Raw genomic sequence first — 25512 nt, forward strand, 5'->3', positions numbered from 1 at the left:
TAAAGCGGATGTCCCCCGGGCTTATTTTTTTGTTTTTACCGCTATTCTGGCTTCATATTTTTCCAATGTGATTTCGCCGGTCAGCGTTTCTCCGGTCAGCATATCTTTAACGGCCGACTCCAACACGACGGGCTGGCGTTTTTCTGTGAAATTCATGATGAAAATATAATCATTTTCTTCATCCTGTCTGACTTGAACGGAGACGCCAGGCTGATGTTTCACACCAAAAGCCGGTTGAATCGATAGCTCTTTGATCAATGTTTCATAAAAATCCCGATGAAATTGACTGCTTAAGCGCGCACCGATATAGTACGTCTTCCCCTGTTTGTATGAATGGCTTGTAACAGCCGGCGTGTCCGCATAAAAATCGTCCTCATAGAATCCCACGGGATCTGCCGTATCCAGCTTCAGCACGGTCGCATAATCTTTCAGCTCATAGGACCGGTTTTGATAACGGACCCTATTTTTGTCGCCCGGATAGAGCGTATCGGTTTCAACAGGTTCCATGCCAAACATCTCTTGCAGATCTTGCGGCCATCCGCCTAAATAGGTCAGGTCAGATTCGTTGACGATTCCGCTAATATACGTCATCACCAATGTGCCCCCGTTTGCAGCAAAGGCTTTTAAACGCGCGATTGTTTCTTCACTTGCTAGGTAAAGCATCGGAACGATCAGCAACCGGTACGGCGAAAAATCCTGTTCCTTCGTAATCACGTCGACTGGAATATCACGCTCCCAAAACGCGCGGTAGTGCTCGTGCAAGGTTTGGGGATACCGCTTGGTTTTCATCCCGAATCCTTGTGCATCTTCGAGCGCCCAATGGGTTTCCCAATCATAGAGGATCGCGACATTCGCGGGCCGGGTCGTTCCGACGACTTCAGACAGTTCATCAAGGGTTTGCCCCACTTTTGCCACTTCTTTAAATACGCGGTTCTCGGAACAATTGTCATGGCCGACAACCGCACCGTGAAATTTTTCCGATGAGCCGCGGGATTTCCGCCATTGAAAATAGAGAATGCTGTCAGATCCGTGGGCGATCATCTGCATAGAAGACAAGAGATGCATCCCCGGCCGTTTCGCTTTATTAAAATTGTGCCAATTGACAGCGCTTGGCGTCGATTCCATTAAAAGAAACGGCTGCTGTTTCAGGCTGCGGTACAAATCATTGATAAAGCCGACTTTCATGGCCAAATCAGCTGTGCTTTCCCAATCATTGTGCCAGGCGGGATACGCGTCCCAGCTGATCACGTCCAGATGCTTGGCAAACTTGCTGTAGTCCAGCCCTTGAAATGGAATGAGATCATGCGTGTCAGCCATAAAGTTGGTCGTAATCGGAATATTCGGCGTGATTTCCTTCAACGGAACGATTTCATTTTGAAAGAAAGAGATCGTCTGATCAGTGACGAAGCGGCGCCAGTCCAAATTCAAGCCGTGCACCGCATTTTCACCGATCGGAGACGGCGATTCAATCTGTGACCAATCGTTGAAGGTATGGCTCCAAAAAGGCGTCCACCATGCATCATTCAAAGATTTAAGATCATTGTTGTACTTCTTTTTCAGCCAGTCTCTAAAAGCGTGCTGGCATTGATGACAATGGCATTCTCCTCCGTATTCGTTGGAGACATGCCACATCAAAAGGGCAGGATGGCTGCCGTACCTTTCAGCCAGCAAGCGGTTGATCTTTCTCGTTTTTTCACGGTATACGTATGAAGTGAAGCAATGATTGTGCCTTCCGCCATGCAGCTGTTTGACACGTTCCGCATTGACGCGCAGCACTTCCGGATATTTTTGCGACAGCCAAGCAGGACGGGCGCCGCTCGGTGTCGCCATTATAATCCGTCCGCCGTTCCGGTGAATGTTCTCAAACATATCATCCAGCCATTCAAACGTATAGACGCCTTCCTCCGGCTCAAGAGCGCTCCATGAAAAAATCCCCACTGAAAATGTATTCGTATGGGCAAGCTTCATCAGCTTGATATCATCTGCAAGAATATCCGGACGGTCAAGCCATTGATCCGGATTGTAGTCTCCCCCGTGAAGCATGTATTTTGCTTGTGTCGTGTAAATTTTTGGCATAATACTCTCCTTTTTTAGACCATATTCTTCTCGGACTATCCTTTCGTTCCGCCTGCCGTCAACCCTGATACAAAGTTCTTTTGCAGCATGATAAAGATGACGGCTACCGGAATGCTGATCAAAATGGCGCCGGCGGCAAACGTCGTATAGCTGGCTCCCATGACTTCATTGACTAAATTGTATAAACCGATCGGCAATGTATACGACTCCGGCGTCCGCAATATGGTCGAAGACAAAACGAAATCCCCGAGCGGTCCGGTGAATCCGTTCATGGCGACGACCGCGATCATCGGTTTGGATAGCGGCATAATAATCTGCAGAAAAATCCTTGTATTGCTAGCGCCGTCAATCTTAGCGCTCTCATCCAAATCGATGGGAATGGAATCCATATACCCCTTCATCAAATACGTGTTCATCGGTATAAGCCCGCCGATGTACAGCAAAATCAGCAGCCAATGGCTGTTCATCATTCCGAGCATCTGCGCTAAAACGAAGAGCGCAACCAAAGCCGAAAATTGAGGAATCATTTGCAGCAGCATGAATAAAACTAAAGCGTTTTTTCTACCTTTAAAACGAAACCGTGAAAAAGCATAAGCTGTAAAAGAAACACTGATGATTGATCCGATCATCGTAAAGATGCTGATTTTCAGCGAGTTTATATACCATTGCCCGTATTGAAGGCTCTCTTTTCCTGCAAATAATTCTCTATAGTGATCCAATGTCGGATTTGCCGGAATGATAGAAGTACTGACCAAACTGTTGCCGGGATTAAAGCTGGCTCCCACCGTCCAAAGCAGAGGATATATGATAACGGCTGTCATAAAAACCAACAGAGAATAGGTCAGAAGGAGCCGAAAGAATCTTCTTTTCTTCATATGTTAAGCCCCCTCTTTGAAAGAATTTGTCCGTCTGAACTGCCACAGCGCGATCGAGATGACAAAGACCGACAGCAGGATCGTCAATGCGGCGGCTAAAGAGTACTGGCTCGACTGCATCGTCAATTTGTAAATCCAGGACACCAGAATGTCGGTTCCTCCCGCTGTTGACCCGGGAACAGCCGGACCGCCTCCATTGAATAGATAGATAATGTTGAAGTTATTAAAGTTAAAAGTGAATTGCGTGATGATAATCGGCGCCATTGCGATTAAAATCAGCGGCATTGTGATATGCCTGAATTTCGAAAACGCGGACGCGCCGTCAATTGTCGCCGCTTCATACAGGTCGTCCGGAATCGACTGCAGAACACCGGTCGTCACAATAAACACATAAGGAAAACCGAGCCACCCCTGCATGAGGATAAGCGCCAGCTTCGTCCAATTGGCATTCGTCATCCAGGGAATCGGATCGATGCCGAATGCGGCGAGGATTTGATGATTGAATGCACCGAAGCTGTCATTAAAGAGGCCGGCAAACACAAGAATGGTAACAAAGCCGGGCACGGCCCAAGGCAAAACCAGAATCGTCCGGAAAAATTTCTTGAAGCGGACTTCCTTCTGATTGACGACAACCGCCAACAAAATTCCCAACCCGACTTGGAGCGTAGAAGCGACAAGCGTCCAGACAATGGTCCAAGCTAAAACATCCAAAAAGGTCGACCGCCAAATATCAACGGTGAAAATTTCGGAAAACGTTTTAAGCCCTACCCAATCGACAAGGTGGGCAGGCGGAGAATGGTAGAGGTTATAATTTGTAAAAGCTAATGCAAAGCTGAACAAAATCGGAAAAACAACGGCGAAAATCAAAATGAACAGTGATGGTCCGCTGATGAGATACGGATATCCCTGAGCCATTAAATTATGATATTGTTCCTTGAGTGAACTGAGCTCCTTTTGTTCATCGCGCCGCTTTCCGTTTTGGTAGGCATCCCGCAAATTGGCGTAATAGACAGCCAGCCCAAAACCGGTGACAATCACGGCGATGATGCCTTCTGCCAATAGAAAAATCGAGTTATCGCGCGGCACTTCGGTTCCAAGCGTAAACAGGCCCCACAGCCCCATATTCAGCAAATCGCCAAAAACCGCAAAGAACGAGACGCCTAAAAGAAGGAATAACAGACCCTTTATCCATTGTTTATTGTAGAATTGGCCCAAACCGGGAATGATTGATAATAGTAAAGCTTTTTTGCGATGCTGCACCTTCTCTTTCACCTCTTTATATGGACGTCCTGATCATAAATGGCGCCAAACTTAAGACAAGTTTGACACCAATGCTGCGGCTTATTTGCTGCCGCTGTGCTTCGCTTTGATCTGTCCTTGTATCGTTTCCGCGGCTTGATCAAGCGCTTTTTTCGGTTCCGCTTTTCCGGTTGCGATCGTTTGCAGAGCCGCATCCGCCGGCGTCCATACTTCATTCATCTCAGGAATATTCGGCGTCAACTCTGAGTACTGAGATTGCTCGGCAACAGCTTGAGCCGCTTCGCTTTTTGTGACGGCAGGATCAGCCGCCAGTTCTTTGACAGCGGGAACTTCTTTTGTGATCTCATATCTCTTCTTTGAGTTTTCTTTATTGGCGAGAAAGACGGCTAATTCTTCCGCTAGATCGGCATTCTTCGAATAAGCGCTTACATTGTAGCTCTTCACGCCGACAAAAGAACTCATATGTTTGCCGTTGGACAGCTTAGGCAGCTTGGCAACCCCGTAGTCGATGCCCGCTTTTTTGAACGGTTCCAGATTCCACGGACCAGAAATAATCGCTGCTGCTTTTCCTTCCGTAAACAGCGATTCCAGCACATTGATGCCCTGCTCCCCAATAATTCCGGCAGGGAACAGCCCTTCTTGATAAAACTTCTGAATGTACTCGGCTCCTTCAACTGCACCTTTGTTATTCAAGCCGAGATCAGCCGGATCATAAGTGCCGTCTGCATGGCTCTTAAAAATGTAGCCGCCGTATCCTCCCATGACGCTCTGTGCATAATAAATCTGGTCAAACAGCGCCAGGAAGCCGAATTTTTTGCCGTCAGCCGTTTTTTTCGAATACTCATACCATTCATCCAGCGTTTTCGGCAGTTCTTTTTCAGAAATCAAATTTTTATTATAGTAGAGCATCGTCGTTTCGACCGCTTTCGGCAGGCCGTAGACCTTACCGTTTGTCACCTGGGATCTCATTGCCGGTTCCGTATAGATCGATTGGATTTCTTTGTCCACCTTTAATTCCTTGATCAAACCTTCCGTTACCGCTGTTCCGATTTGATCTCCAGGCATCGTTAACACATCAGGCCCCGTTCCTGCCGGTCCATCCATCCGCAAGTCTTCGATCTGCTTTGCGTAAGGCTTTTCGACGATTTTGACAGATACGCCGTGCTCTTTTTCAAACTGGGCAACGGCATCTTTAATGCCTTCGCTTTTTTCTTTATCTTCCCAGACCACGAGTTCCTTTTGCTTCGAGCCTGATGCTTCATTGCTGCTCTCTTTAGGTCCGCAGGCAGTTAAAGACAAACTGAGAGCAATCACACTGCTGATTCCAACATATTTTTTCATATTCATCATTTGTCTCATTCCTTTTATTGGATTGAAAGCGTTTTACAAAAACAATATAGCATGTCTAAGAAAAAGTGTAAACAATTATTTTACTGACTATAGTAAAATGTTTTACGAAAAAGGCGCGGCTTATGAACAGCCCGCGCCTTTTTTTAATTGGTGCTTTTCCTGACCACCAGTTCTGCACCGATATATAGCGTTTTTACAGCTTTTCTCTTTTCAAGTATTTGTTCAAGAAGCAATTCAATGGCGTTTTTGCAAAGTTCTTTAATATCGATATGGAATGTCGTCAGCGGCGGAGATACGTATTTCGCCACACTGATGTTGTTGATGCTGATGACGCTCACCCTGCCCGGGATGGCGACCCCTTTTTCATTTAAAGCCTGAAGGCAGCCTACGGCGATCGGATCCGCCGCTGTAAAGAAGGCCGTCGGCAGCTTTTCGCCCAATGTTTCAACCGCTTTATCCATCAGATGGTAGCCGTTTTCCACCGAAAATCCCCTGCGGCAAAAAATAAAGCCTTCCTCCAAGAGCCCTTTTTCCCTCATATAATCGCGAAACGTTCGTTCCCTTACATCCATTTCGTCTTCATCGGTATTGGGATTGTGGTACGTGCCTCCGATAAAGCCGATCTTTTCATGCCCTTTTTCAATAAGAAAGTCCACCGTTTTCCTCGTCATCTGCTTTAAGTCCGGCCTGACTGAATCAAAATGATTCGGATCCGGCGTCGAATCGATAAATACTCCGCGAGGCGTCATCTGCCTTAACCGGGTTAATTCATCATCTGAAAATGATCCGACCGCAATGAATCCTTCAATGTTTTCGGGGATGGCGTCAATACCCCCCGAAATTTTATACGTCGTCAGTTCAACGTTGAATTGCTTTGCGAGCTTCTCGATTTCCAGCCTCATCGTTTTAAAATACACGTCTTCGAGTTCCTCTTTATCCGTCAGCCAGTACAGAAACGCGATGTTTTTTACCAGTGTTCTGATCGTTTTTTTGCGGTAGTTCAGGCTTTCCGCCACTTCAAATATTTTCTCCCGCGTCTCATCGGGTACGGACAGGCTTTCGTCGTTATTTAATACGCGGGAAACCGTCGAGATGGAATACCCCGCCTTTTCTGCAACATCTTTTATCGTCGCCACGATTGCAAAACCTCCATGAACATCTTTCATATTTTTTAGTAAAATATTTTACTAATTTAACGTTGATTTTTGTAAAAGTCAAGTGCTGATTGCCCTATCCCCGCCAATAAGGATTTTACATGAAAACGTTTCATTTGAAAAAACACTTTTTATTGCACCAATTGAAAACCCGTAGTAAACTGGGGTTAAACTTAATTAAATTAATTTATTAAGTCTGCATGTCAAACGAATGGGAGGATATATGAATACTACAGCCGCTTTATCAAACGACTTTCGCTCTATTTTTAAGACAGAACAGACACCGCAAACCTTTTTTGCTCCGGGAAGAATCAACTTAATCGGCGAACACACGGATTATAATGGAGGGCATGTTTTCCCCGCTTCGATTTCATTTGGCACCTATGCCCTTGGCGTGAAACGAGATGATCAAATGATCCGTTTCTATTCAAAGAACTTCCCTGACAAAGGCATAATTGAATGCAGCTTGAGCGATTTAGCCTTTGACCGGTCTGACGGCTGGGCCAACTATCCGAAAGGAATGTTCCTTTTGATGAAAGCAGCAGGCCATCAAATCGTTCACGGCGCCGATATTTTGTATTACGGAAATATTCCGCACGGGGCGGGCCTCTCTTCTTCCGCATCGATTGAACTTGCGACAGGCGTTCTTTTAAAAGGGCTTTATGGTTTGCAGACAGACACGATCTCCATGGTTAAGCTCGGACAAAAAGTCGAAAACGAATACATCGGCGTAGGCAGCGGCATTATGGACCAATTTGCGATCGGCATGGGGAAAAAGGATCACGCGATTTTGTTAGACTGCCAAACACTTCATTACACATACGCTCCCTTCGTATTGAAGGAACACGATGTGATCATCATCAATACAAACAAACAGCGGACGCTGGCCGGATCTAAATATAATGAAAGGCGTGCCCAATGCGAAGAGGCGCTCCGCGATCTGCAGCAGGAGTTACCGATTGCAAGCCTGGGCGAAATGACGGCGGAAGCATTTGAAGCTCATCAGCACCTCATCCGAGATGAAATTAATCGAAAACGCGCCAAGCATGCGGTGTGCGAAAATGCCCGGACGCTGAAAGCGCTGGAAAAACTTCGCGGGGACGACCTCGCCGGGTTCGGCAAGCTGATGAATGAATCTCATATGTCTTTAAGGGATGATTATGAAGTGACAGGGCTGGAGCTTGATACCATTGTCCAGGCGGCTTGGGAACAAGACGGCGTCCTGGGTGCACGCATGACCGGCGCCGGGTTCGGCGGCTGTGCGATTGCGATTGTAGAAAAAGACCGGACAGACAGCTTTAAAGAACGCGTGAATGCCGTCTACCGCGAAACGGTTGGCTATGATGCCGCATTTTATACTGCGGCGATAGGCGACGGCGCCAAAGAAATATAGAAAGGGGAATGGATATGAGTGTGTTGGTTTTGGGCGGTGCCGGCTATATCGGTTCACACGCCGTGTATCAATTATTGGACAGGGGCGAAACCGTCGTTGTCGTTGACAACCTTGAGACCGGCCAAAGACAGGCCGTACATCCTGAGGCAGTCTTTTATGAAGGGGATGTGCGCGATCGCGACTTCCTCCGCACTGTTTTCGAAAAGGAACGTATTGAAGAAGTGATCCACTTCGCCGCCAGTTCACTTGTCGGCGAATCAATGAAAGATCCGCTTAAATACTACGACAACAATGTATCCGGGACACAGGTTTTGCTTCAGACGATGCTTGAGCACGATGTGAAAAAAATCGTATTCTCCTCGACGGCGGCCGTCTACGGAGAGCCTGAATCGGTGCCGATCACAGAAGACATGCCGACGCGGCCGACAAGCACCTACGGGGAAACGAAACTGATCATGGAGAAGCTCATGAAGCGGACTGAAGAAGCCCATGGAGTCAGCTTTGTGTCTCTCAGGTACTTTAATGTCGCAGGAGCAAGGGAAACGGGAGAGATCGGAGAAGACCATCATCCGGAAACACACCTGGTCCCCATCATCCTGCAAACCGCTCTCGGACAAAGACCGCATATTACGATTTTTGGGGATGACTATGATACGCCCGACGGCACGTGCATCCGCGACTATGTTCATGTCGAAGACCTGATTGACGCTCATCTGTCGGTTTTGGACTATTTAAGAGAAGGCGGCAAAAGCGATATATTCAACCTCGGCAGCAGCGAAGGATTTTCGGTGAAAGAAATGATTGATGCGGCGAGAAAGGTCACCGGCAAAGACATTCCCGCCGAGATCGGCAAGCGCAGAGCCGGCGACCCGAGCATCCTGATTGCCGGCTCTGACAAAGCAAAGCAGGTCCTAGGCTGGAGGCCTTCGCGCACTTCTGTAGCAAAGATCATTGAAGACGCCTGGAAGTGGCATTCATCACATCCAAACGGGTACAGGAAGGAAGTGTCAACATGATTGAACAAGACATAGCCGGACTCATTCAAAAAGCGCTTGAAACAGGGTTAATCGAACCGGATGACGTGAACTACGCACGCAACCAAGTGATGAACCTGCTGGGTCTGGACTCGTTTCCCGAAGAAGCCCCTGCGGCTTCCGGCGACTCCATCCCCGACCTTTTGGAAAGACTCGCCGCTTATGCAATTGAACACGGCGTCATAACCGACGACGCAGACGCGAAAGACATGCTGGCGGCAAATGTGATGAATTGCTTTGTTGCAAGACCTTCTGTCATCAATGCCGTGTTTCAGCAAAAATACGAGCAATCGCCGCTGGAGGCGACCGCCTATTTTTATCAGCTCAGCAAAAACAGCAACTATATCCAGACAAAACGAATTGAAAGAAATATTTCGTATCAGGCGGATACACCTTACGGCACAATGGATATTACGATCAATTTGTCAAAGCCGGAAAAAGACCCTGAGCAAATCAAACGGGAGCGCGCCGCTGCAAAACGAGCACGCAGCTATCCGACGTGCCTGCTGTGCAAAGAAAACGAAGGGTATGCAGGACGAATCGGGTATCCCGCCCGGGCGAACCACAGGATTATTAAAGTCCCGCTCGCCGGAGAAAACTGGTATTTTCAATATTCTCCATATGCTTACTATAACGAGCACAGCATTTTATTTTCTGAGCAGCATCGGCCGATGAAAATTGATAAGCTTGCCTTTCACAGGCTGCTTGTTTTTACAGAGCTGTTTCCGCATTATTTTATCGGATCGAATGCCGATTTGCCGATCGTCGGCGGGTCTATTTTAAGCCATGACCATTATCAAGCCGGACGATATGAGTTTGCGATGACGCGCGCAGAAGACGCGTTCTCCTTTCAAATCAAACAGCATCCGGACATCGAAGCCTCTGTTTTAAAATGGCCGATGTCTGTCATCCGCTTGAAAGGAACGGCGATCAACAGCCTTGTCGATGCGGCGGATCATATTTTTCAGACTTGGAAAAACTACTCGGATCAACAAGCGGATATTACGGCTTTTACTGATGAAACGCCTCATAACACGATTACGCCTATTGCAAGAAACATGAGCGGTGTTTTTGAAATCGACCTTGTGCTCAGAAACAACCGGACATCTGCCGAGCATCCATACGGCATATTCCACCCGCATGCTGACGTTCACCATATTAAGAAAGAAAATATCGGCTTAATCGAAGTGATGGGCCTGGCCGTTCTTCCTCCCCGCTTAAAGACCGAACTGGCAGGTGTCCAAGAATTCCTGCTCGGTCAGTCAGATGCCGTTGAAGCGCATCACCGGGAATGGGCCGAACAGCTCAAAACCGAATACGGAGAGCTGTCCGGGCCGAAGCATGCTGAATCAATTGTACGAAAAGAACTTGGCCGGAAATTTGTTAAAGCCCTTGAGGATGCCGGGGTATTCAAAAACCGCGAAGCTTTCATGCGCTTCATCCACACGGTCAATCGTCAGGGGTAAGGCTTCACCGGTGTTAAAACAGGCGAAAAAAAGGCTTATTTTAACACCGGATCAAACAGCTCCGCCAACAGCAATGAAACGGCTCCGTAAAGCGTCGCTTCATCGCCGAGCTTCGTTATCGTCACCTCTGTCTGCCTCGCTTCGGCTGTTAAGGCTTTCTGCTGTATCGTTTCTCGTATCGCCGGCAATATGAACCTCCCGCCTTTCATCACTCCGCCGCCCAGCACGATTTTGCCCGGATTGACAAGATGAATGAAGTTGGTCAGCCCGATTCCGATCATCACACCGGTTTCCCGAAAGAGTTCGATACACGTTTGGCAGCCGTTCTCGGCCATTTCAAACAAATCTTTGGCTGTCAGGCTGTCCGGACTTTCTTTTAACCGTTTGTTTCCCCGCTCGGCAATCGCTTTACCGCTCACAATCGTCTGCAGGCAGCCCCGGTTGCCGCACTCGCACTTTTCTCCATTAATATCAATGATCATATGGCCCAGTTCCCCTGCGATTCCTTCCGCTCCATGGTACAGTTTTCCGTTGATGACAATCCCCGCACCGACACCGTGGCCGACGTTTACGGCCGCCATACTGCCTGCATCATCGCGGCCGCCGAACCACGATTCGCCAAGCGCCATCGCCCTGGCATCGTTTTCAACTCTGACCGTTAAGTTGAATTCTTGTTCCAGCACATCTTTAATGGGAATATTGGTTAGGTTTAAAATCGGGGCGATGCGTGACATTCCCGTTTCAGCATCGACGACCCCGTGCATTGCGATGCCGATCCCGATGATCTTTTCCTGATTGACATCGACCCGTCCCAAAATCGCATAAACATTTTCTTTTAAAACATCAATGAACGTCTCGTTTGTCAGCGGTTTTTTCAGCAGGCTGGATGTCCGCTGCAGTATCCCTCCGGCTAAATCGGTTAAGATGCACTCCACCGTCTCAGGCCCGGCATCAATGCCAATGACATAATAGGCACCTGTGTTGATGTGCAGCATTGTCGGCTTCCTTCCGCCGCTCGAATGGCCGAGCGTGCTTTCTTTCACGAGCCCTTGTTCGATCAACTCTTTGACAATGCTTGAGACCGTGGGAGGGGTAATCTTTGTTTCCTTGGCGATCTCGGCTCTCGAAATCGGCTCTGAAGTTCTGATTTTATTAAGAATGATCGATTTGTTCACCGATTTCATTAATTGAAATGTACCACGCTGCATGTGAAATCCTCCATTTACACCATATCGTAGGTTTTATTGTACCACGGTTAATTAATTAAATTAACAAACGAAAACAAGAAGGCTTGCGTTCAAAAATATAATCAGTTATACTGACTATATTGTTTGGTGATTATTTTAGGTGGTGATGATTTTTGAAACAGTTAAGTCAATTTTACGGATTTTTGCTAGGAAAGGTTCTTCAGCAAATGGAGGATCAATTTGCTGATGTTCTCGCTCCGTATAGCTTGAATGCCAGGCAATTCGGAGTACTTGTATTTATTGAAGAAAACCCTTTTTCTTCTCAAAAACTGATTTCTGAACAACTGCAGATCGACCGTACGACAATGGTGAGCCATGTTGACCATTTAGAAGCTTCAGGCTTTGTGGAAAGGACAAAAAACGCAAGTGATCGCAGGGCATACAGCCTAATCCTTACTGAAAAAGGCAGCGATGTACTGTCATCATGCAAACAGGTTTTAGTACAGACAGAATATGAGGTTTTATCCCCTCTGACTGACAATGAAAAAAAATTATTTAAAGATTTGCTTTTAAAAGTATGGAAAAAGTATAAAAACTAGGAGGCATACCCTATGAATTCACTCGATTTTTTTAATGCACGTTTAGAAGCCACCATTAGCCCAATGGATTATTTTAAATCTTCAAAGAATCACCCTGAAAAATATTTTTTAATAGATGTAAGAAACGGGCCAAGCGAAGTCAGGAGTTTGACGATAAAAGGTGCTCAAGCGATACCTGAACACGATCTCCCTAATCGATTAGAGGATATTCCAAAAGATAAAGAAATCATTGTGTACTGCTGGGATGTCTGGTGCAATACGGCAGCTAAAGCAGCTAAATTTTTATTAGAAAAAGGCTATCAAGTGAAAGAGCTGACCGGAGGGATCGCGGCATGGAGAGAAATGAATTTTCCTGTGTCAGCATGCACCGAAGGGGATACTGACAAGGATGCTTGCGGATGCTGAATGGAATGAAAAGAAGGTATTGGATCGGCGTAGCTTCGCGCGATCACGTCTTGAAAGGTGTATCTGGAGGCTTCGCCCAACTTTGCCACGGAAAAGAGGCGCCTTTAAAAAGAATGAATCCCGATGATTGGATCATTTATTACTCGCCAAAACAAAATCTCAAAGATGATGCGCCCTATCAAAAGTTTACAGCTGTAGGGGAAGTGAGTGATAACAGAGTTTACAAGGTTCATGCGGGAGAAGGATTCTCACCTTACAGAAGGAAGATCAACTTTTTAAAATGCCGGGAAACGCCGATCCACCCATTCATTCCCAACCTCTCTTTCATCAAAAACAAACGGCACTGGGGTTATTCCTTTCGATTTGGGCACATAGAAATTAGCGAACATGACTTCAAACTCATCGTTAAACAAATGGTCAAAATATAAAGGGCAGCTGCTCCCTTTATATTTTTTTGCTTTAGTGGAGTATTTCGAGGGCATTGGCAAAACAAATCGTTTTATAAATGGAAAAAATTTTTCGGAAAATTTGAAATGAAAGTGTTTGCATAATCAAAATAATCGCGTTATCATACTTGTATACAAGTATACTCGTATAACTAGGAAGGTGAGTGTATGAGCCAATCTAAAAATCTTTTATATCCGGAGAAGTGGCTTTCAAGAGCTTCAACAGGTGTTCGCGTCACATGCGAGCTGAGAATGCGCATTATTTCCGGCTTGATTGAAAGCGGTACCATTTTATCTGAAAATAAATTGGCTGCGGAATTCTCGGTGAGCCGGTCTCCCATCCGCGAGGCTTTAAAAATACTGGCATCGGAAAAAATCATCCGTTTGGAACGGATGGGCGCCGTTGTCATCGGTTTAACCGAAAAAGAAATTGGAGAAATTTATGATGTGCGTCTGGTGATGGAAACATTCGTATTCGAACGGCTTGGACGGGCCAATGTCGACGAACTGGTAACAGACCTCAGCAAAATATTGGAGATGATGAAAGTCTCCATCAAATACAAAGATGCCGACGAGTTCTCATTTCAAGACGTCTTATTTCACGAAACGATTGTCCGCTCCATCAATCATTCTTACATTTTGATGATATGGAACAATCTCAAACCTGTGATGGAAAGCTTTATTCTTTTATCCATGCGGGCCCGCTTAAAAGAAAAATACGAAGACTTTGAACGAATTCTCGATAACCATGAACTTTATATCAAAGCGATCAAAACGAAAGACAGGGATCTGATGCTTAAATCCCTCCATCAAAATTTCGATGACGTGCAAGGTAAAGTTGAAGATCTGTGGCTGTCGCAACAAATGCTGGCGAAAGGGGCCGAACAAGAAAATGACTAGTTATATGTTAGGCATAGATATCGGTACGACAAGCACGAAAGCGGTTTTATTCAGTGAAAAAGGGGACGTGATCCAAAAGGAAAGCATCGGCTACGCGCTTTACACCCCGGACATCTCGACCGCTGAGCAAAACCCGGATGAGATTTTTCAGGCCGTCATCCAGTCAACGGCGAAAATCATGCAGCAGCATCCTGACAAACAGCCGTCATTCATTTCATTCAGCAGCGCGATGCACAGCGTGATTGCGATGGACGAAAACGACAAGCCGCTCACCTCCTGCATCACTTGGGCAGACAACAGAAGCGAAGGCTGGGCTCATAAAATCAAAGAAGAAATGAACGGGCACAATGTCTATAAACGGACGGGAACGCCGATTCATCCGATGGCGCCGCTAAGCAAAATCACATGGATTGTAAACGAGCATCCTGAAATCGCTGTCAAAGCAAAAAAATATATCGGAATCAAAGAATATATTTTTAAAAAGTTATTTGATCAATATGTCGTCGATTACTCCTTAGCTTCGGCGATGGGAATGATGAATCTCAAAACATTGGCCTGGGACGAAGAAGCACTGGCCATTGCAGGCATCACACCTGACCACCTATCAAAGCTCGTTCCGACAACAGCCATTTTCCATCACTGCAATCCGGAACTGGCGGCGATGATGGGAATTGATCCGCAAACGCCATTTGTCATCGGTGCCAGCGACGGCGTGCTTTCCAACCTCGGCGTCAACGCGATTAAAAAAGGCGAAATCGCCGTCACTATTGGGACAAGCGGTGCGATTCGCACGATTATCGATAAACCACAAACCGATGAAAAAGGCAGAATCTTTTGCTATGCCTTAACTGAGAATCATTGGGTCATCGGCGGGCCAGTCAACAACGGCGGGATCGTCCTTCGCTGGATTAGAGATGAATTTGCATCATCAGAAATCGAAACGGCAAAACGTCTCGGCATTGATCCGTACGATGTCTTGACCAAAATTGCCGAACGCGTCAGGCCGGGTGCCGACGGACTGCTGTTCCATCCATACCTCGCAGGCGAACGGGCGCCGCTCTGGAATCCGGATGTGCGCGGTTCATTCTTCGGCCTCACCATGTCGCATAAAAAAGAACACATGATTCGCGCGGCATTGGAAGGGGTTATTTACAATCTGTACACCGTCTTCCTGGCGTTGACAGAATGCATGGACGGTCCAGTTGCCCGAATTCAGGCGACCGGAGGTTTCGCAAGGTCTGACGTATGGAGGCAAATGATGGCCGATATTTTCGAATCGGAAGTCGTCGTGCCGGAAAGCTATGAAAGCTCTTGTCTCGGAGCCTGCATTTTGGGGCTGTACGCGACAGGGAAAATCGATTCATTCGATGTCGTCTCCGACATGATCGGAAGCACGCACAGACACGCGCCGAAAGAAGAATCGGCCAAAGAATACAGAAAATTAATGCCGCTTTTTATCAACTTATCTCGAGCACTTGAAAACGAATATACACAAATTGCAAATTATCAAAGAAGCTTATCCAGCAAAAAATAGGGGAGAATTGGAGGCGTTATCATGCCATTACTGATCGTAGCAATCGGGATTGTCGCATTATTGCTTTTGATTATGGGGTTAAAACTGAATACGTTTGTTTCCTTGATTATCGTATCGTTCGGGGTTGCATTGGCGCTTGGAATGCCGCTTGACGACATCGTCAAAACGATTGAAGAAGGCCTTGGCGGAACGCTCGGCCATATCGCATTGATCTTCGGGCTCGGCGCCATGCTGGGCAGGCTGATCGCGGATTCAGGGGGCGCTCAGCGCATTGCGATGACCCTCGTCAACAAATTCGGAGAGAAAAACATCCAATGGGCGGTCGTCATCGCCTCCTTTATCATCGGGGTTGCATTATTCTTCGAGGTCGGATTGGTATTATTGATTCCAATTGTATTCGCCATTTCAAGAGAATTGAAGATATCTATTTTATACCTTGGAATTCCAATGACGGCGGCCTTATCCGTCACACACGGCTTCCTGCCCCCGCATCCGGGACCGACGGCTATCGCGGGAGAGCTCGGCGCCAATATCGGGGAAGTGCTGCTCTACGGTATCATTGTTGCAATTCCAACCGTTCTTTTGGCCGGACCTTTATTTACGAAACTGGCGAAAAAAATCGTCCCGCAATCATTTGAGAAAATGGGCAGCATCGCTTCACTCGGTGAGCAGAAAACATTCAAGCTTGAAGAGACGCCCGGCTTCGGCATCAGCGTCTTCACAGCTATGCTTCCGGTCATTATCATGTCTATTTCGACTGTTATTACGCTTATTCAAGAAACGATGGGCCTTGCAGACAACAGCCTGCTGGCAGCGGTTCGCTTAATCGGGAATGCCTCGACTTCGATGGTCATCTCCCTGTTGGTCGCGATCTATACGATGGGGATGGCCAGAAAGATCCCGATCAAACAAGTGATGGATTCCTGTTCAACCGCCATTACACAAATCGGAATGATGCTCTTGATCATCGGGGGCGGCGGCGCCTTCAAACAAGTCTTGATCAATGGCGGAGTAGGCGACTATGTAGCTGAATTATTCAAAGGAACAGCCATGTCGCCGATCTTGCTCGCCTGGGTCATCGCCGCAATTCTGCGCATCTCCTTAGGATCCGCGACAGTTGCTGCATTAAGCACAACCGGACTCGTTCTTCCGATGCTCGGACAAAGCGATGTCAATCTTGCGCTGGTTGTGCTTGCAACAGGGGCCGGAAGTGTAATCGCTTCCCATGTCAATGACGCAGGCTTCTGGATGTTCAAAGAGTATTTCGGACTAAGCATGAAAGAAACATTTGCCACCTGGACACTGCTTGAAACCATTATCGCGGTGGCCGGATTAGGATTTACTTTATTGTTAAGCCTATTTGTATAAAAAAGTCTTAAATGAAGGAGCAGGTATTACATGCGCAATACAATCGGTGTCATAGGTTTGGGAGTCATGGGGAGCAATATCGCCCTGAACATGGCAAGCAAAGGCGAACAAGTCGCCGTCTATAACTACACAAGGGATTTAACCGATCAACTCGTCCAAAAAACGGGAGGCCAAACAGTCAAGCCGTACTATGAACTTGAAGATTTCGTACAGTCTTTAGAAAAACCGAGAAAAATCTTTCTTATGGTCACAGCAGGCAAACCGGTTGATTCTGTTATCGACTCGCTCGTTCCTCTGCTTGAAGAAGGGGATGTCATCATGGACGGCGGCAACTCCCACTACGAAGATACGGAACGAAGATATGACAGTTTGAAAGCGAAAGGTATCGGCTACTTGGGAATCGGCATTTCCGGCGGCGAAGTCGGCGCTTTAAAAGGCCCATCCATTATGCCCGGCGGAGATCGGGACGTCTACGAAAAAGCAGCTCCGATTCTCACAAAAATCGCCGCCCAAGTAGAAGGATATCCATGCTGTGTCTACATCGGTCCAAAAGGCGCGGGGCATTTTGTCAAAATGGTGCACAACGGCATCGAATACGCAGACATGCAGCTTATCGCTGAAGCGTATACATTTTTAAGAGAAAAGCTTCTTTTGCCGATAGATGAAATCGCTGACATTTTCGACACGTGGAATCAAGGAGAGCTGAAAAGCTATTTAATCGAAATCACGGCAGAGATCCTGAGGAAAAAGGATGAGCGAACGGGCGCTCCGCTCATCGACGTCATCCTCGACAAAACCGGCCAAAAAGGCACGGGCAAATGGACGAGCCTGCAGGCCATCGACAACGGCATTCCATCATCGATTATCACGGAATCCCTGTTTGCCCGTTACCTGTCATCATTAAAAGACGAACGGACAGCTGCCGAAAACGTATTGGCCGGCCCTGAAACAGAAGAACGGCCCCTGGATCAGAACGTGTGGATCGACCGCGTCAGACAGGCGTTATACATGGGGAAAGTCTGCGCCTATGCCCAAGGCTTCGCTCAATATAAAATGACGTCTGACCTGAACGGATGGAACCTGCCGTTAAAGGACATCGCCCTCATCTTCCGCGGCGGCTGCATCATCCGCGCACAATTTTTAAATCTCATCAGCGAAGCTTTCGACAAACAGCCGGACCTGTCCAACCTGCTGGTCGCACCTGACTTCGCTGAAAAACTAAAAGAATACCAGTCCGGCTTGCGAAAGGTCGTCTGCGAAGGCATCAGCTCAGGCATCTCATTCCCGTGCCTGAGCACCGCCCTCTCCTATTACGACGGCTACCGGACGGGCCGCTCAAACGCAAACCTGCTGCAGGCGCAGCGCGATTATTTCGGCGCTCACACGTATGAGCGGACGGATATGGAAGGCGTGTTTCATACGGACTGGTATTAAAAGCTGCACCCCAGACCTCGGGGTGCATTCTTATTTTACTCAAGAATGAATTTCATACTTTGTTCAACATTTCACAAACTCATACTTCAAATTCGTGATATGATAAATTCAGCCACAGAAAAGGAGGACTGATACCAAAATAAACCAGATATCCGCTTCAGGGATAAAATTTTTTAACTCCACTTGTGAAATGTTTCACAAACAATGTCCGCATCATTCATCCCTGAACATCCTGTTGTAATCAAATTCCTATTCATTCACTGGAGGGTTTACAATGGCAATCGAAGAAAAGGAAATGAAACAAAAGCAAAATGCCTCAACCATGGTTGATCAGCTAGTCGAAAAAGGCCTAAAGGCATTGGAAGAATTCCGCAGCTTTGATCAGGAGCAGATTGATGAGATCGTCAAACAGATGGCGCTTGCCGGCCTTGATCAGCACATGCCTCTCGCCAAACTTGCCGTCGAAGAAACGAAGCGCGGCGTTTATGAAGATAAAATCATTAAAAACATGTTTGCCACAGAGTATGTCTACCATCATATCAAATACGATAAAACAGTGGGCATCATCAATGAAAACGAACACGACGGAGTCATTGAAATCGCGGAGCCTGTCGGTGTCATCGCCGGCGTGACGCCGGTGACCAACCCTACTTCCACTACAATGTTCAAGTCCCTGATAGCGATCAAAACAAGAAACCCTATCGTGTTTGCTTTCCATCCATCGGCCCAAAAATGCAGCCGCGAAGCGGCGAGAATCCTTCGGAACGCAGCCGTCAAAGCAGGAGCACCAGACAACTGTATCCAATGGATTGAAACGCCTTCGCTGAATGCAACTCAAGCCTTAATGACCCACCCGAACGTTTCCCTGATCCTCGCAACAGGGGGCGCCGGCATGGTGAAATCAGCGTACAGCTCCGGAAAACCGGCCCTTGGTGTCGGACCTGGAAACGTTCCGTGCTACATCGAGAAGTCTGCCAACCTGAAGCAAGCCGTCAATGATCTGATCTTATCCAAAACATTTGACAACGGCATGATTTGCGCATCAGAGCAGGCCGTCATCATAGACAAAGACATCTACTCAGACGTCAAAGTCGAAATGACAAGAAACAACTGCTATTTCTTAAATGAAACCGAAAAATCAAAGGTCGAGAAATTGGTCATCAATGAAAATACTTGCGCGGTAAACGCTGATATCGTCGGCATGCCGGCATTCAAAATCGCTGAAATGGCCGGTGTCAAAGTGCCTCAAGATACAAAAATCCTCATCGCCGAATTAGAAGGCGTAGGTCCGGATTACCCGCTTTCCAGGGAAAAACTGAGCCCTGTTTTAGCGTGCTACAAAGTCAGCGGAATTCAAGAGGGATTAAAACGCGCCGAAGACATGCTCGCGTTCGGTGGAACCGGCCACTCGGCGGTAATTCATACGAACGATCAAGAAGCCGTTAAAGAATTCGGATTACGGATGAAAGCCGGGCGGATCATCGTCAATGCACCGTCGTCACAAGGGGCGATCGGCGACATTTACAACGCCTATATGCCTTCTTTAACACTCGGATGCGGCACATATGGCGGAAACTCCGTCTCGTCAAACGTTGGAGCTGTTCATTTAATCAACACGAAAAAAGTGGCGAAAAGGAATGTCAATATGCAGTGGTTTAAAGTTCCTCCAAAAATCTATTTTGAAAAACACGCAACCCAATATTTAGCGAAAATGCCTGACATCTCAAAAGCGTTGATTGTGACTGATCCGGGGATGGTGAAACTCGGATATGTAGACCGCGTCCTACACTACTTAAGAAGGCGCCCGGATTACGTTCATTGTGAAATTTTTTCTGATGTCGAGCCTGATCCTTCAATCGAAACGGTGATGAACGGCGTCGACATGATGGCCAAATTCCAGCCGGATGTCATCATCGCCCTCGGCGGAGGTTCTGCAATGGATGCCGCAAAAGGAATGTGGTTGTTCTATGAGCACCCGGATGCTGAATTCTTTGGATTAAAGCAAAAATTCCTGGACATCCGCAAGCGCATTGTCAAATACCCGAAACTGGGCGAAAAAGCAAAATTCGTCGCGATCCCGACGACATCAGGCACAGGCTCTGAAGTCACTTCATTCTCTGTCATTACAGACAAAGAAACGAATACGAAGTATCCGCTGGCCGACTATGAATTAACGCCGGACGTCGCGATCATTGACCCGCAATTTGTCATGACCGTGCCGAAACATATTACGGCTGACACAGGAATGGACGTATTAACACACGCAATTGAATCATACGTATCGTGCATGGCTAACGACTATACAGACGGCTTGGCCATGAAGGCCATCCAGCTGATCTTCGAATACCTGCCTAGAGCATACAAAAACGGCAGCGACGAGCTGGCCCGCGAAAAAGTGCATAATGCATCAACGATTGCCGGAATGGCGTTTTCCAATGCCTTCCTTGGCATCAACCACAGCTTAGCCCATAAGCTTGGCGCGGAGTTTCACATCGCTCATGGACGGGCAAACGCCATCCTTCTGCCGCACGTGATCCGCTATAATGCAGAAAAGCCGAAAAAGTTCACGGCATTTCCTAAATACAGCCACTTCATAGCCGATCAGCGCTACGCGGAGATTGCCAGAACGCTCGGCCTGCCTGCAAAAACAACTGCAGAAGGCGTTGAAAGCCTGATCCAGGAGATTATCTCGCTCGCCAAAGAGCTTAAAATTCCGATGAGCATTAAACAAAACGGCGTGGATGCTGCCGCATTCGAAAGCAAAGTGGATCTCATGGCCGAACGCGCCTTTGAAGATCAGTGTACGACAGCCAATCCGAAGCTGCCGCTCGTTTCGGAGCTTGCTGAGATTTACCGTTCCGCATATAAAGGAGTTTAGCCAAAGAAGCCGTCATTCCGACGGCTTTTCGTTTTCAATTAGGACTCTTCATTCTCACTACTCTACCATTTGTGCCAATCATACTATATGAAAGTTACGAAACTCCAACTCTTTTCTTTAGCTGAAATACTTAACAAAAAATTAATGGGCTTTCCCCTTGACAAAAAATATTTATTACTTGATAATTTGTATATAATTATAATAATTACAGAGAAATAAAGTTTACAATTTTTATTTCTCTTAAACTACATTCAGGAGGACGATATTATGTCTCTAATCGGAAAAGAAGTACAACCATTCGCAGCGAAAGCTTACAAAAACGGTGAGTTTATCGATGTTACACACGAAGATCTAAAAGGCCAATGGAGCATTTTCTGCTTCTATCCAGCAGATTTCTCATTTGTTTGCCCGACTGAGCTTGAAGACCTTCAAAACGAATATGCTGCCCTAAAAGAACTTGGTGTCGAAGTATACTCTGTTTCTACAGACACTCACTTCGTACATAAAGGATGGCATGATAGCTCTGAGAAAATCGGCAAAATCACTTACGCGATGATCGGCGACCCGTCTCAAACGATCTCCCGCAACTTTGAAGTGCTGAACGAAGAAGAAGGTCTTGCTGACCGCGGAACATTCATCATCGATCCGGACGGTGTGATCCAAGCTGTTGAAATCAACGCAGGCGGTATCGGCCGTGATGCAAGCACCCTGATCAACAAAGTAAAAGCGGCTCAATACGTCCGCCAAAACCCAGGCGAAGTTTGCCCGGCTAAATGGGAAGAAGGTTCTGAAACACTGACACCAAGCCTTGACCTAGTAGGCAAAATCTAAGGAGTGCATTCAATTGGTACTTGAAGCAAATATCAAAGCACAATTAAACCAATACATGCAGATGATTGAAAATGACATCGTCCTTAAAGTCAGTACAGGCGATGACAGTGTCTCTAAGGATATGCTGGCTCTTGTAGAAGAGCTGGCTTCCATGTCATCAAAAATCACTGTTGAAAAGGCGCAGCTCGACAGAACGCCAAGCTTCAGCGTCAATCGTGCCGGAGAAGAAACAGGCGTCACATTCGCCGGAGTTCCGCTCGGTCACGAATTCACATCTTTGGTGCTGGCACTCTTGCAAGTAAGCGGCCGACCGCCGAAAGTCGATCAAAAAATCATCGATCAAATCAAGAACATCAGCGGCGAATACCGCTTCGAATCTTATATCAGCCTCACATGCCACAACTGCCCGGACGTTGTGCAGGCATTGAACATGATGAGCGTGCTCAACCCGAACATCACGCACACGATGATCGATGGTGCGGCATACAAGTCAGAAGTCGAAAGCAAAAACATTATGGCTGTGCCGACCGTATACTTGAACGGCGAATCCTTTGGAAGCGGCCGAATGACGCTTGAAGAAATTCTTGCGAAAATGGGCAGCGGCACAGATGCATCTGAGCTTTCTGATAAAGATCCGTTCGATGTACTTGTTGTCGGAGGCGGACCTGCCGGTGCAAGCGCAGCAATCTATGCGGCGCGCAAAGGCATCCGCACAGGAATCGTTGCCGAACGCTTCGGCGGCCAAGTCCTTGACACGATGAGCATCGAGAACTTCATCAGCGTGAAGCGCACCGAAGGGCCGAAGCTTGCGGCAAGCCTTGAAGAACACGTGAAGGATTACGAGATCGACGTCATGAACCTGCAACGCGCAAAAGGTCTCGAGAAAAAAGATCTTTTCCATCTTGAACTCGAAAACGGCGCTGTTCTGAAAAGCAAAACCGTCATTCTGTCAACTGGCGCACGCTGGCGCAATATCGGCGTACCTGGCGAACAAGAGTTCAAAAACAAAGGTGTCGCATACTGCCCTCACTGTGACGGACCGTTGTTTGAAGGCAAAGACGTCGCCGTCATCGGCGGCGGAAACTCCGGTATCGAAGCAGCGATTGACCTTGCAGGTATCGTCAACCACGTGACTGTTCTTGAGTTCGCACCGGAGCTGAAAGCAGACGAAGTTCTGCAAAAACGTCTCTACAGTCTCCCCAACGTGACTGTCGTGAAAAACGCCCAAACAAAAGAAATCACGGGTGATGAAAACGTAAACGGCATCACTTACGTTGACCGTGAAACAGGAGAAGAAAAACACGTCGAGCTCCAAGGCGTCTTCGTCCAAATCGGTCTTGTGCCGAACACGGAATGGCTCCCTGAAACCGTCGAACGCAACCGCATCGGCGAAATCGCAGTCGACAAACGCGGCGAAACAACCATCCCTGGCCTATTCGCTGCCGGCGACTGCACAGACGGACCATATAACCAAATCATTATTTCAATGGGATCGGGGGCAAATGCCGCATTAGGGGCGTTTGATTATTTGATCCGGAACTAACACGAAAGGCGCTATGCTGCTTAAACGGCAGTATGGCGCTTTTTTATGTTATAACCCATATAAATAGGACTTCACATCATGGCCGACAAACGCTTTCCATATGATCAAATTGTACGGATAGGACCAAGCGGGATATTGCGATTGTCCATTCATGTATGAATTGTATTCCATGACTCCATTCCTCTCGTTCTCATGTCTACATTAAATATAAACCTATAAAAGTAAACGGTTAATCAAAAATAAAGACGGCATACTGCATGCAGTACACCGTCTTTTTCAAGAGATTTAATTTGACTCATCATGTTCTTTTTGTCCTGTTTTTTTTCATCCAAAATAAAATAAACAATACAATAAACCATAGAGGAGTCAGCAGCAAGGCCGGGCGAGTCGCATCCGCATACAGCATAATCATGAGAATGACCGCAAACATCGCCAGGACAACATAATTGATAAACGGCGCGAATGGCGCTTTGAATGTTGATGCTGCGTGTAAGTGCGGACGGGTTTTCCTGTATCTAATATGGCTGACAAGAATCACACCCCACACCCATATGAAACAAATCGCGCTGATGGTTGTCACGATTCCAAAGGCTTGTTCCGGTATCAGTTTGCTTAATAGCGCTCCTGCTGACAGGACAATGGTTGATACCCATAACGCGTGACTCGGCACATGGTTTTTATTCAGCTTCGCAAAATTGGCCGGGCCCTGTTTCGTTTTACTTAAATTGTACAGAATCCGGCTTGTTGAAAACATCCCGCTGTTACAAGCAGACGCGGCTGACGTTAATACAACAAAATTAATGATTCCCGCGGCAAGCGGGATGCCGACTAAGCTGAAGGTTTTCACAAAAGGACTTTCCGCTGCATTCAGTTCCATCCAAGGGTTAATACATAATAAGACGATAAGCGCGCCGACGTAGAAAAATAAAATCCGTAAAGGAATTTTATTAATAGCCGATGGAATATTTTTTTTCGGGTTCGACGTTTCCGCCGCCGATACACCTACTAATTCCACACCGACATATGCAAAGATCACCATTTGGAAAGAAAGCAAAAAGCCTGAAAATCCGTTTGGAAACAAACCGCCATGCGCCCAAAGGTTGGTAACCGAAACCGTTCCTGTATGCGTCTTAAACCCGATCACCAGCAAAATAACACCGATGACAATTAACGCAAGAATCGTGATCACCTTTATTAAAGCGAACCAAAATTCCAATTCTCCAAAAAGCTTGACAGTCAACAGATTGAGCCCTAATAAAATGAGTAAACAGATAAGTGCAGGGACCCACTGCGGAATATCAAACCAATATTTCACATAGACACCGACGGCAATCACATCCGCCATAGCCGTCATAATCCAGCAAAACCAATAGGTCCACCCGGTGACAAACGCCGCACGCGGCCCCAGATACTCCTCGGCAATATCGGTTAACGATTGATAACCCGCTTTAGATAACAGCAATTCTCCCAGCGCCCGCATCACGAAAAAAAGCGCAATACCTACAATGAAATACGCAAAGATGATAGAAGGACCCGCCAATTGAATCGCCTTACCGGAGCCTAAAAACAACCCGGTGCCAATCGTCCCGCCAATAGCGATAAGCTGTACGTGCCGATTGGATAAGTCCCTCTTTAATTCCCGCTGTTCCACATCAAACTCCTCCTTACCTCTCTAGTGAACGACGAGCAGTAAAAAAGCCCATAAAAAAAAGAGATTGGATGTCCTCCAATCTCGCGGTCATAAGAATATCAAAATATATTTGTGCCGCTGACAATCAT

At 47.0% G+C, this 25512-nt stretch carries 21 protein-coding genes; 13 read left to right on the forward strand and 8 right to left on the reverse strand.

Translation table 11 applies throughout. The features are described from left to right. Nucleotides 1–21 precede the first annotated feature (21 nt). The 5 genes from KI350_RS16160 to KI350_RS16180 form a co-directional block, all read right to left on the reverse strand. Nucleotides 22–2076 (reverse strand): beta-galactosidase GanA, encoded by a 2055-nt coding sequence (locus KI350_RS16160; protein ID WP_023856854.1) that lies wholly within the window; start codon nt 2074–2076, stop codon nt 22–24. A gap of 35 nt (nt 2077–2111) precedes the next feature. Then, nucleotides 2112–2951: a galactooligosaccharide ABC transporter permease GanQ gene (gene ganQ, locus KI350_RS16165; protein ID WP_020453574.1), complete on the reverse strand. Its 840-nt coding sequence runs from the start codon at nt 2949–2951 to the stop codon at nt 2112–2114. 3 nt (nt 2952–2954) lie between these two features. Further along, nucleotides 2955–4211, reverse strand: a complete 1257-nt coding sequence (gene ganP / locus KI350_RS16170) for a galactooligosaccharide ABC transporter permease GanP (protein ID WP_025810524.1) — start codon at nt 4209–4211, stop codon at nt 2955–2957. Nucleotides 4212–4292: 81 nt separating this feature from the next. Next, complete coding sequence (gene ganS / locus KI350_RS16175; RefSeq protein ID WP_106071167.1) at nt 4293–5561, reverse strand: arabinogalactan oligomer ABC transporter substrate-binding protein GanS; 1269 nt, start codon at nt 5559–5561, stop codon at nt 4293–4295. Between the two features lie 143 nt (nt 5562–5704). Continuing rightward, nucleotides 5705–6697 (reverse strand): galactan degradation operon transcriptional regulator GanR, encoded by a 993-nt coding sequence (locus KI350_RS16180; RefSeq protein ID WP_065643480.1) that lies wholly within the window; start codon nt 6695–6697, stop codon nt 5705–5707. Nucleotides 6698–6938: 241 nt separating this feature from the next. On the opposite strand from KI350_RS16180, the gene KI350_RS16185 reads away from it, so the two are divergent. The 3 genes from KI350_RS16185 to galT are packed head-to-tail and all read left to right on the forward strand — an operon-like array spanning nt 6939 to nt 10608. Further along, nucleotides 6939–8108, forward strand: coding sequence for a galactokinase (locus KI350_RS16185; RefSeq protein ID WP_065643479.1), 1170 nt, complete (start codon nt 6939–6941; stop codon nt 8106–8108). Between the two features lie 14 nt (nt 8109–8122). After that, complete coding sequence (galE, locus tag KI350_RS16190) at nt 8123–9124, forward strand: UDP-glucose 4-epimerase GalE (RefSeq protein WP_065643478.1); 1002 nt, start codon at nt 8123–8125, stop codon at nt 9122–9124. Beyond that, nucleotides 9121–10608, forward strand: a complete 1488-nt coding sequence (gene galT, locus KI350_RS16195) for a UDP-glucose--hexose-1-phosphate uridylyltransferase (protein ID WP_065643477.1) — start codon at nt 9121–9123, stop codon at nt 10606–10608. Before galE ends, galT begins: the two co-directional genes overlap by 4 nt. 35 nt (nt 10609–10643) lie before the next feature. Here galT and KI350_RS16200 read toward each other — a convergent pair whose 3' ends face one another. Continuing rightward, the gene (locus KI350_RS16200) at nt 10644–11816 is read right to left on the reverse strand and encodes an ROK family transcriptional regulator (RefSeq protein ID WP_065643476.1); all 1173 of its coding nucleotides are present in this window, start codon (nt 11814–11816) and stop codon (nt 10644–10646) included. A gap of 206 nt (nt 11817–12022) precedes the next feature. On the opposite strand from KI350_RS16200, the gene KI350_RS16205 reads away from it, so the two are divergent. The 10 genes from KI350_RS16205 to ahpF all read left to right on the forward strand — a co-directional run bounded on the left by KI350_RS16205 (nt 12023) and on the right by ahpF (nt 23733). Further along, nucleotides 12023–12394 (forward strand): MarR family winged helix-turn-helix transcriptional regulator, encoded by a 372-nt coding sequence (locus KI350_RS16205; RefSeq protein WP_228119609.1) that lies wholly within the window; start codon nt 12023–12025, stop codon nt 12392–12394. A 12-nt stretch (nt 12395–12406) separates the two neighbouring features. Then, entirely contained in the window at nt 12407–12799 is a 393-nt protein-coding gene (locus KI350_RS16210) for a rhodanese-like domain-containing protein (RefSeq protein ID WP_065643475.1), read from the forward strand. Further along, nucleotides 12793–13227 carry an EVE domain-containing protein gene (locus KI350_RS16215; RefSeq protein ID WP_020453584.1) on the forward strand — a complete coding sequence of 145 codons (435 nt, stop codon included), beginning with the start codon at nt 12793–12795 and terminating at the stop codon, nt 13225–13227. Before KI350_RS16210 ends, KI350_RS16215 begins: the two co-directional genes overlap by 7 nt. A gap of 186 nt (nt 13228–13413) precedes the next feature. Further along, nucleotides 13414–14145: a GntR family transcriptional regulator gene (locus KI350_RS16220; protein WP_212930535.1), complete on the forward strand. Its 732-nt coding sequence runs from the start codon at nt 13414–13416 to the stop codon at nt 14143–14145. After that, the gene (gntK, locus tag KI350_RS16225; protein ID WP_020453586.1) at nt 14138–15679 is read left to right on the forward strand and encodes a gluconokinase; all 1542 of its coding nucleotides are present in this window, start codon (nt 14138–14140) and stop codon (nt 15677–15679) included. The genes KI350_RS16220 and gntK overlap by 8 nt, the downstream gene beginning before the upstream one ends. Before the next feature lie 21 nt (nt 15680–15700). After that, complete coding sequence (locus KI350_RS16230) at nt 15701–17047, forward strand: GntP family permease (RefSeq protein WP_065643474.1); 1347 nt, start codon at nt 15701–15703, stop codon at nt 17045–17047. Between the two features lie 30 nt (nt 17048–17077). Continuing rightward, the gene (gene gnd / locus KI350_RS16235) at nt 17078–18481 is read left to right on the forward strand and encodes a decarboxylating NADP(+)-dependent phosphogluconate dehydrogenase (RefSeq protein ID WP_035338094.1); all 1404 of its coding nucleotides are present in this window, start codon (nt 17078–17080) and stop codon (nt 18479–18481) included. A gap of 274 nt (nt 18482–18755) precedes the next feature. Beyond that, nucleotides 18756–21359, forward strand: coding sequence for a bifunctional acetaldehyde-CoA/alcohol dehydrogenase (adhE, locus tag KI350_RS16240; protein WP_026580397.1), 2604 nt, complete (start codon nt 18756–18758; stop codon nt 21357–21359). Between the two features lie 267 nt (nt 21360–21626). Next, entirely contained in the window at nt 21627–22190 is a 564-nt protein-coding gene (ahpC, locus tag KI350_RS16245) for an alkyl hydroperoxide reductase subunit C (RefSeq protein WP_020453590.1), read from the forward strand. Between the two features lie 13 nt (nt 22191–22203). Beyond that, nucleotides 22204–23733, forward strand: coding sequence for an alkyl hydroperoxide reductase subunit F (ahpF, locus tag KI350_RS16250; RefSeq protein WP_020453591.1), 1530 nt, complete (start codon nt 22204–22206; stop codon nt 23731–23733). A 48-nt stretch (nt 23734–23781) separates the two neighbouring features. Here the strand turns inward: ahpF and KI350_RS23260 are convergent, their stop codons facing one another. Both KI350_RS23260 and KI350_RS16255 read right to left on the reverse strand, forming a co-directional pair. After that, entirely contained in the window at nt 23782–23904 is a 123-nt protein-coding gene (locus tag KI350_RS23260) for a hypothetical protein (RefSeq protein WP_257419524.1), read from the reverse strand. 127 nt (nt 23905–24031) lie between these two features. Further along, on the reverse strand, nt 24032–25384 hold the full coding sequence (locus tag KI350_RS16255; RefSeq protein ID WP_025810517.1) for an amino acid permease: 1353 nt from the start codon (nt 25382–25384) through the stop codon (nt 24032–24034). Nucleotides 25385–25512: the final 128 nt, after the last annotated feature.

The organism is Bacillus sp. J41TS8, from assembly GCF_018333035.1.
In the GTDB taxonomy this organism is placed as follows: domain Bacteria; phylum Bacillota; class Bacilli; order Bacillales; family Bacillaceae; genus Bacillus; species Bacillus paralicheniformis.

Excerpts from the sequence above, each read along its gene's own strand:
- KI350_RS16210 (WP_065643475.1), top strand. The coding sequence starts at position 12,407 with ATGAATTCACTCGATTTTTTTAATGCACGTTTAGAAGCCACCATTAGC.
- KI350_RS16205 (WP_228119609.1), top strand. The coding sequence starts at position 12,023 with ATGGAGGATCAATTTGCTGATGTTCTCGCTCCGTATAGCTTGAATGCC.
- KI350_RS16230 (WP_065643474.1), top strand. The coding sequence starts at position 15,701 with ATGCCATTACTGATCGTAGCAATCGGGATTGTCGCATTATTGCTTTTG.
- gnd (WP_035338094.1), top strand. The coding sequence starts at position 17,078 with ATGCGCAATACAATCGGTGTCATAGGTTTGGGAGTCATGGGGAGCAAT.
- KI350_RS16220 (WP_212930535.1), top strand. The coding sequence starts at position 13,414 with ATGAGCCAATCTAAAAATCTTTTATATCCGGAGAAGTGGCTTTCAAGA.
- galT (WP_065643477.1), top strand. The coding sequence starts at position 9,121 with ATGATTGAACAAGACATAGCCGGACTCATTCAAAAAGCGCTTGAAACA.
- KI350_RS16185 (WP_065643479.1), top strand. The coding sequence starts at position 6,939 with ATGAATACTACAGCCGCTTTATCAAACGACTTTCGCTCTATTTTTAAG.
- ganQ (WP_020453574.1), bottom strand. The coding sequence starts at position 2,951 with ATGAAGAAAAGAAGATTCTTTCGGCTCCTTCTGACCTATTCTCTGTTG.
- galE (WP_065643478.1), top strand. The coding sequence starts at position 8,123 with ATGAGTGTGTTGGTTTTGGGCGGTGCCGGCTATATCGGTTCACACGCC.
- ganS (WP_106071167.1), bottom strand. The coding sequence starts at position 5,561 with ATGATGAATATGAAAAAATATGTTGGAATCAGCAGTGTGATTGCTCTC.
- KI350_RS23260 (WP_257419524.1), bottom strand. The coding sequence starts at position 23,904 with ATGGAATACAATTCATACATGAATGGACAATCGCAATATCCCGCTTGG.
- KI350_RS16200 (WP_065643476.1), bottom strand. The coding sequence starts at position 11,816 with ATGCAGCGTGGTACATTTCAATTAATGAAATCGGTGAACAAATCGATC.
- ahpC (WP_020453590.1), top strand. The coding sequence starts at position 21,627 with ATGTCTCTAATCGGAAAAGAAGTACAACCATTCGCAGCGAAAGCTTAC.
- KI350_RS16215 (WP_020453584.1), top strand. The coding sequence starts at position 12,793 with ATGCTGAATGGAATGAAAAGAAGGTATTGGATCGGCGTAGCTTCGCGC.
- adhE (WP_026580397.1), top strand. The coding sequence starts at position 18,756 with ATGGCAATCGAAGAAAAGGAAATGAAACAAAAGCAAAATGCCTCAACC.
- KI350_RS16160 (WP_023856854.1), bottom strand. The coding sequence starts at position 2,076 with ATGCCAAAAATTTACACGACACAAGCAAAATACATGCTTCACGGGGGA.
- gntK (WP_020453586.1), top strand. The coding sequence starts at position 14,138 with ATGACTAGTTATATGTTAGGCATAGATATCGGTACGACAAGCACGAAA.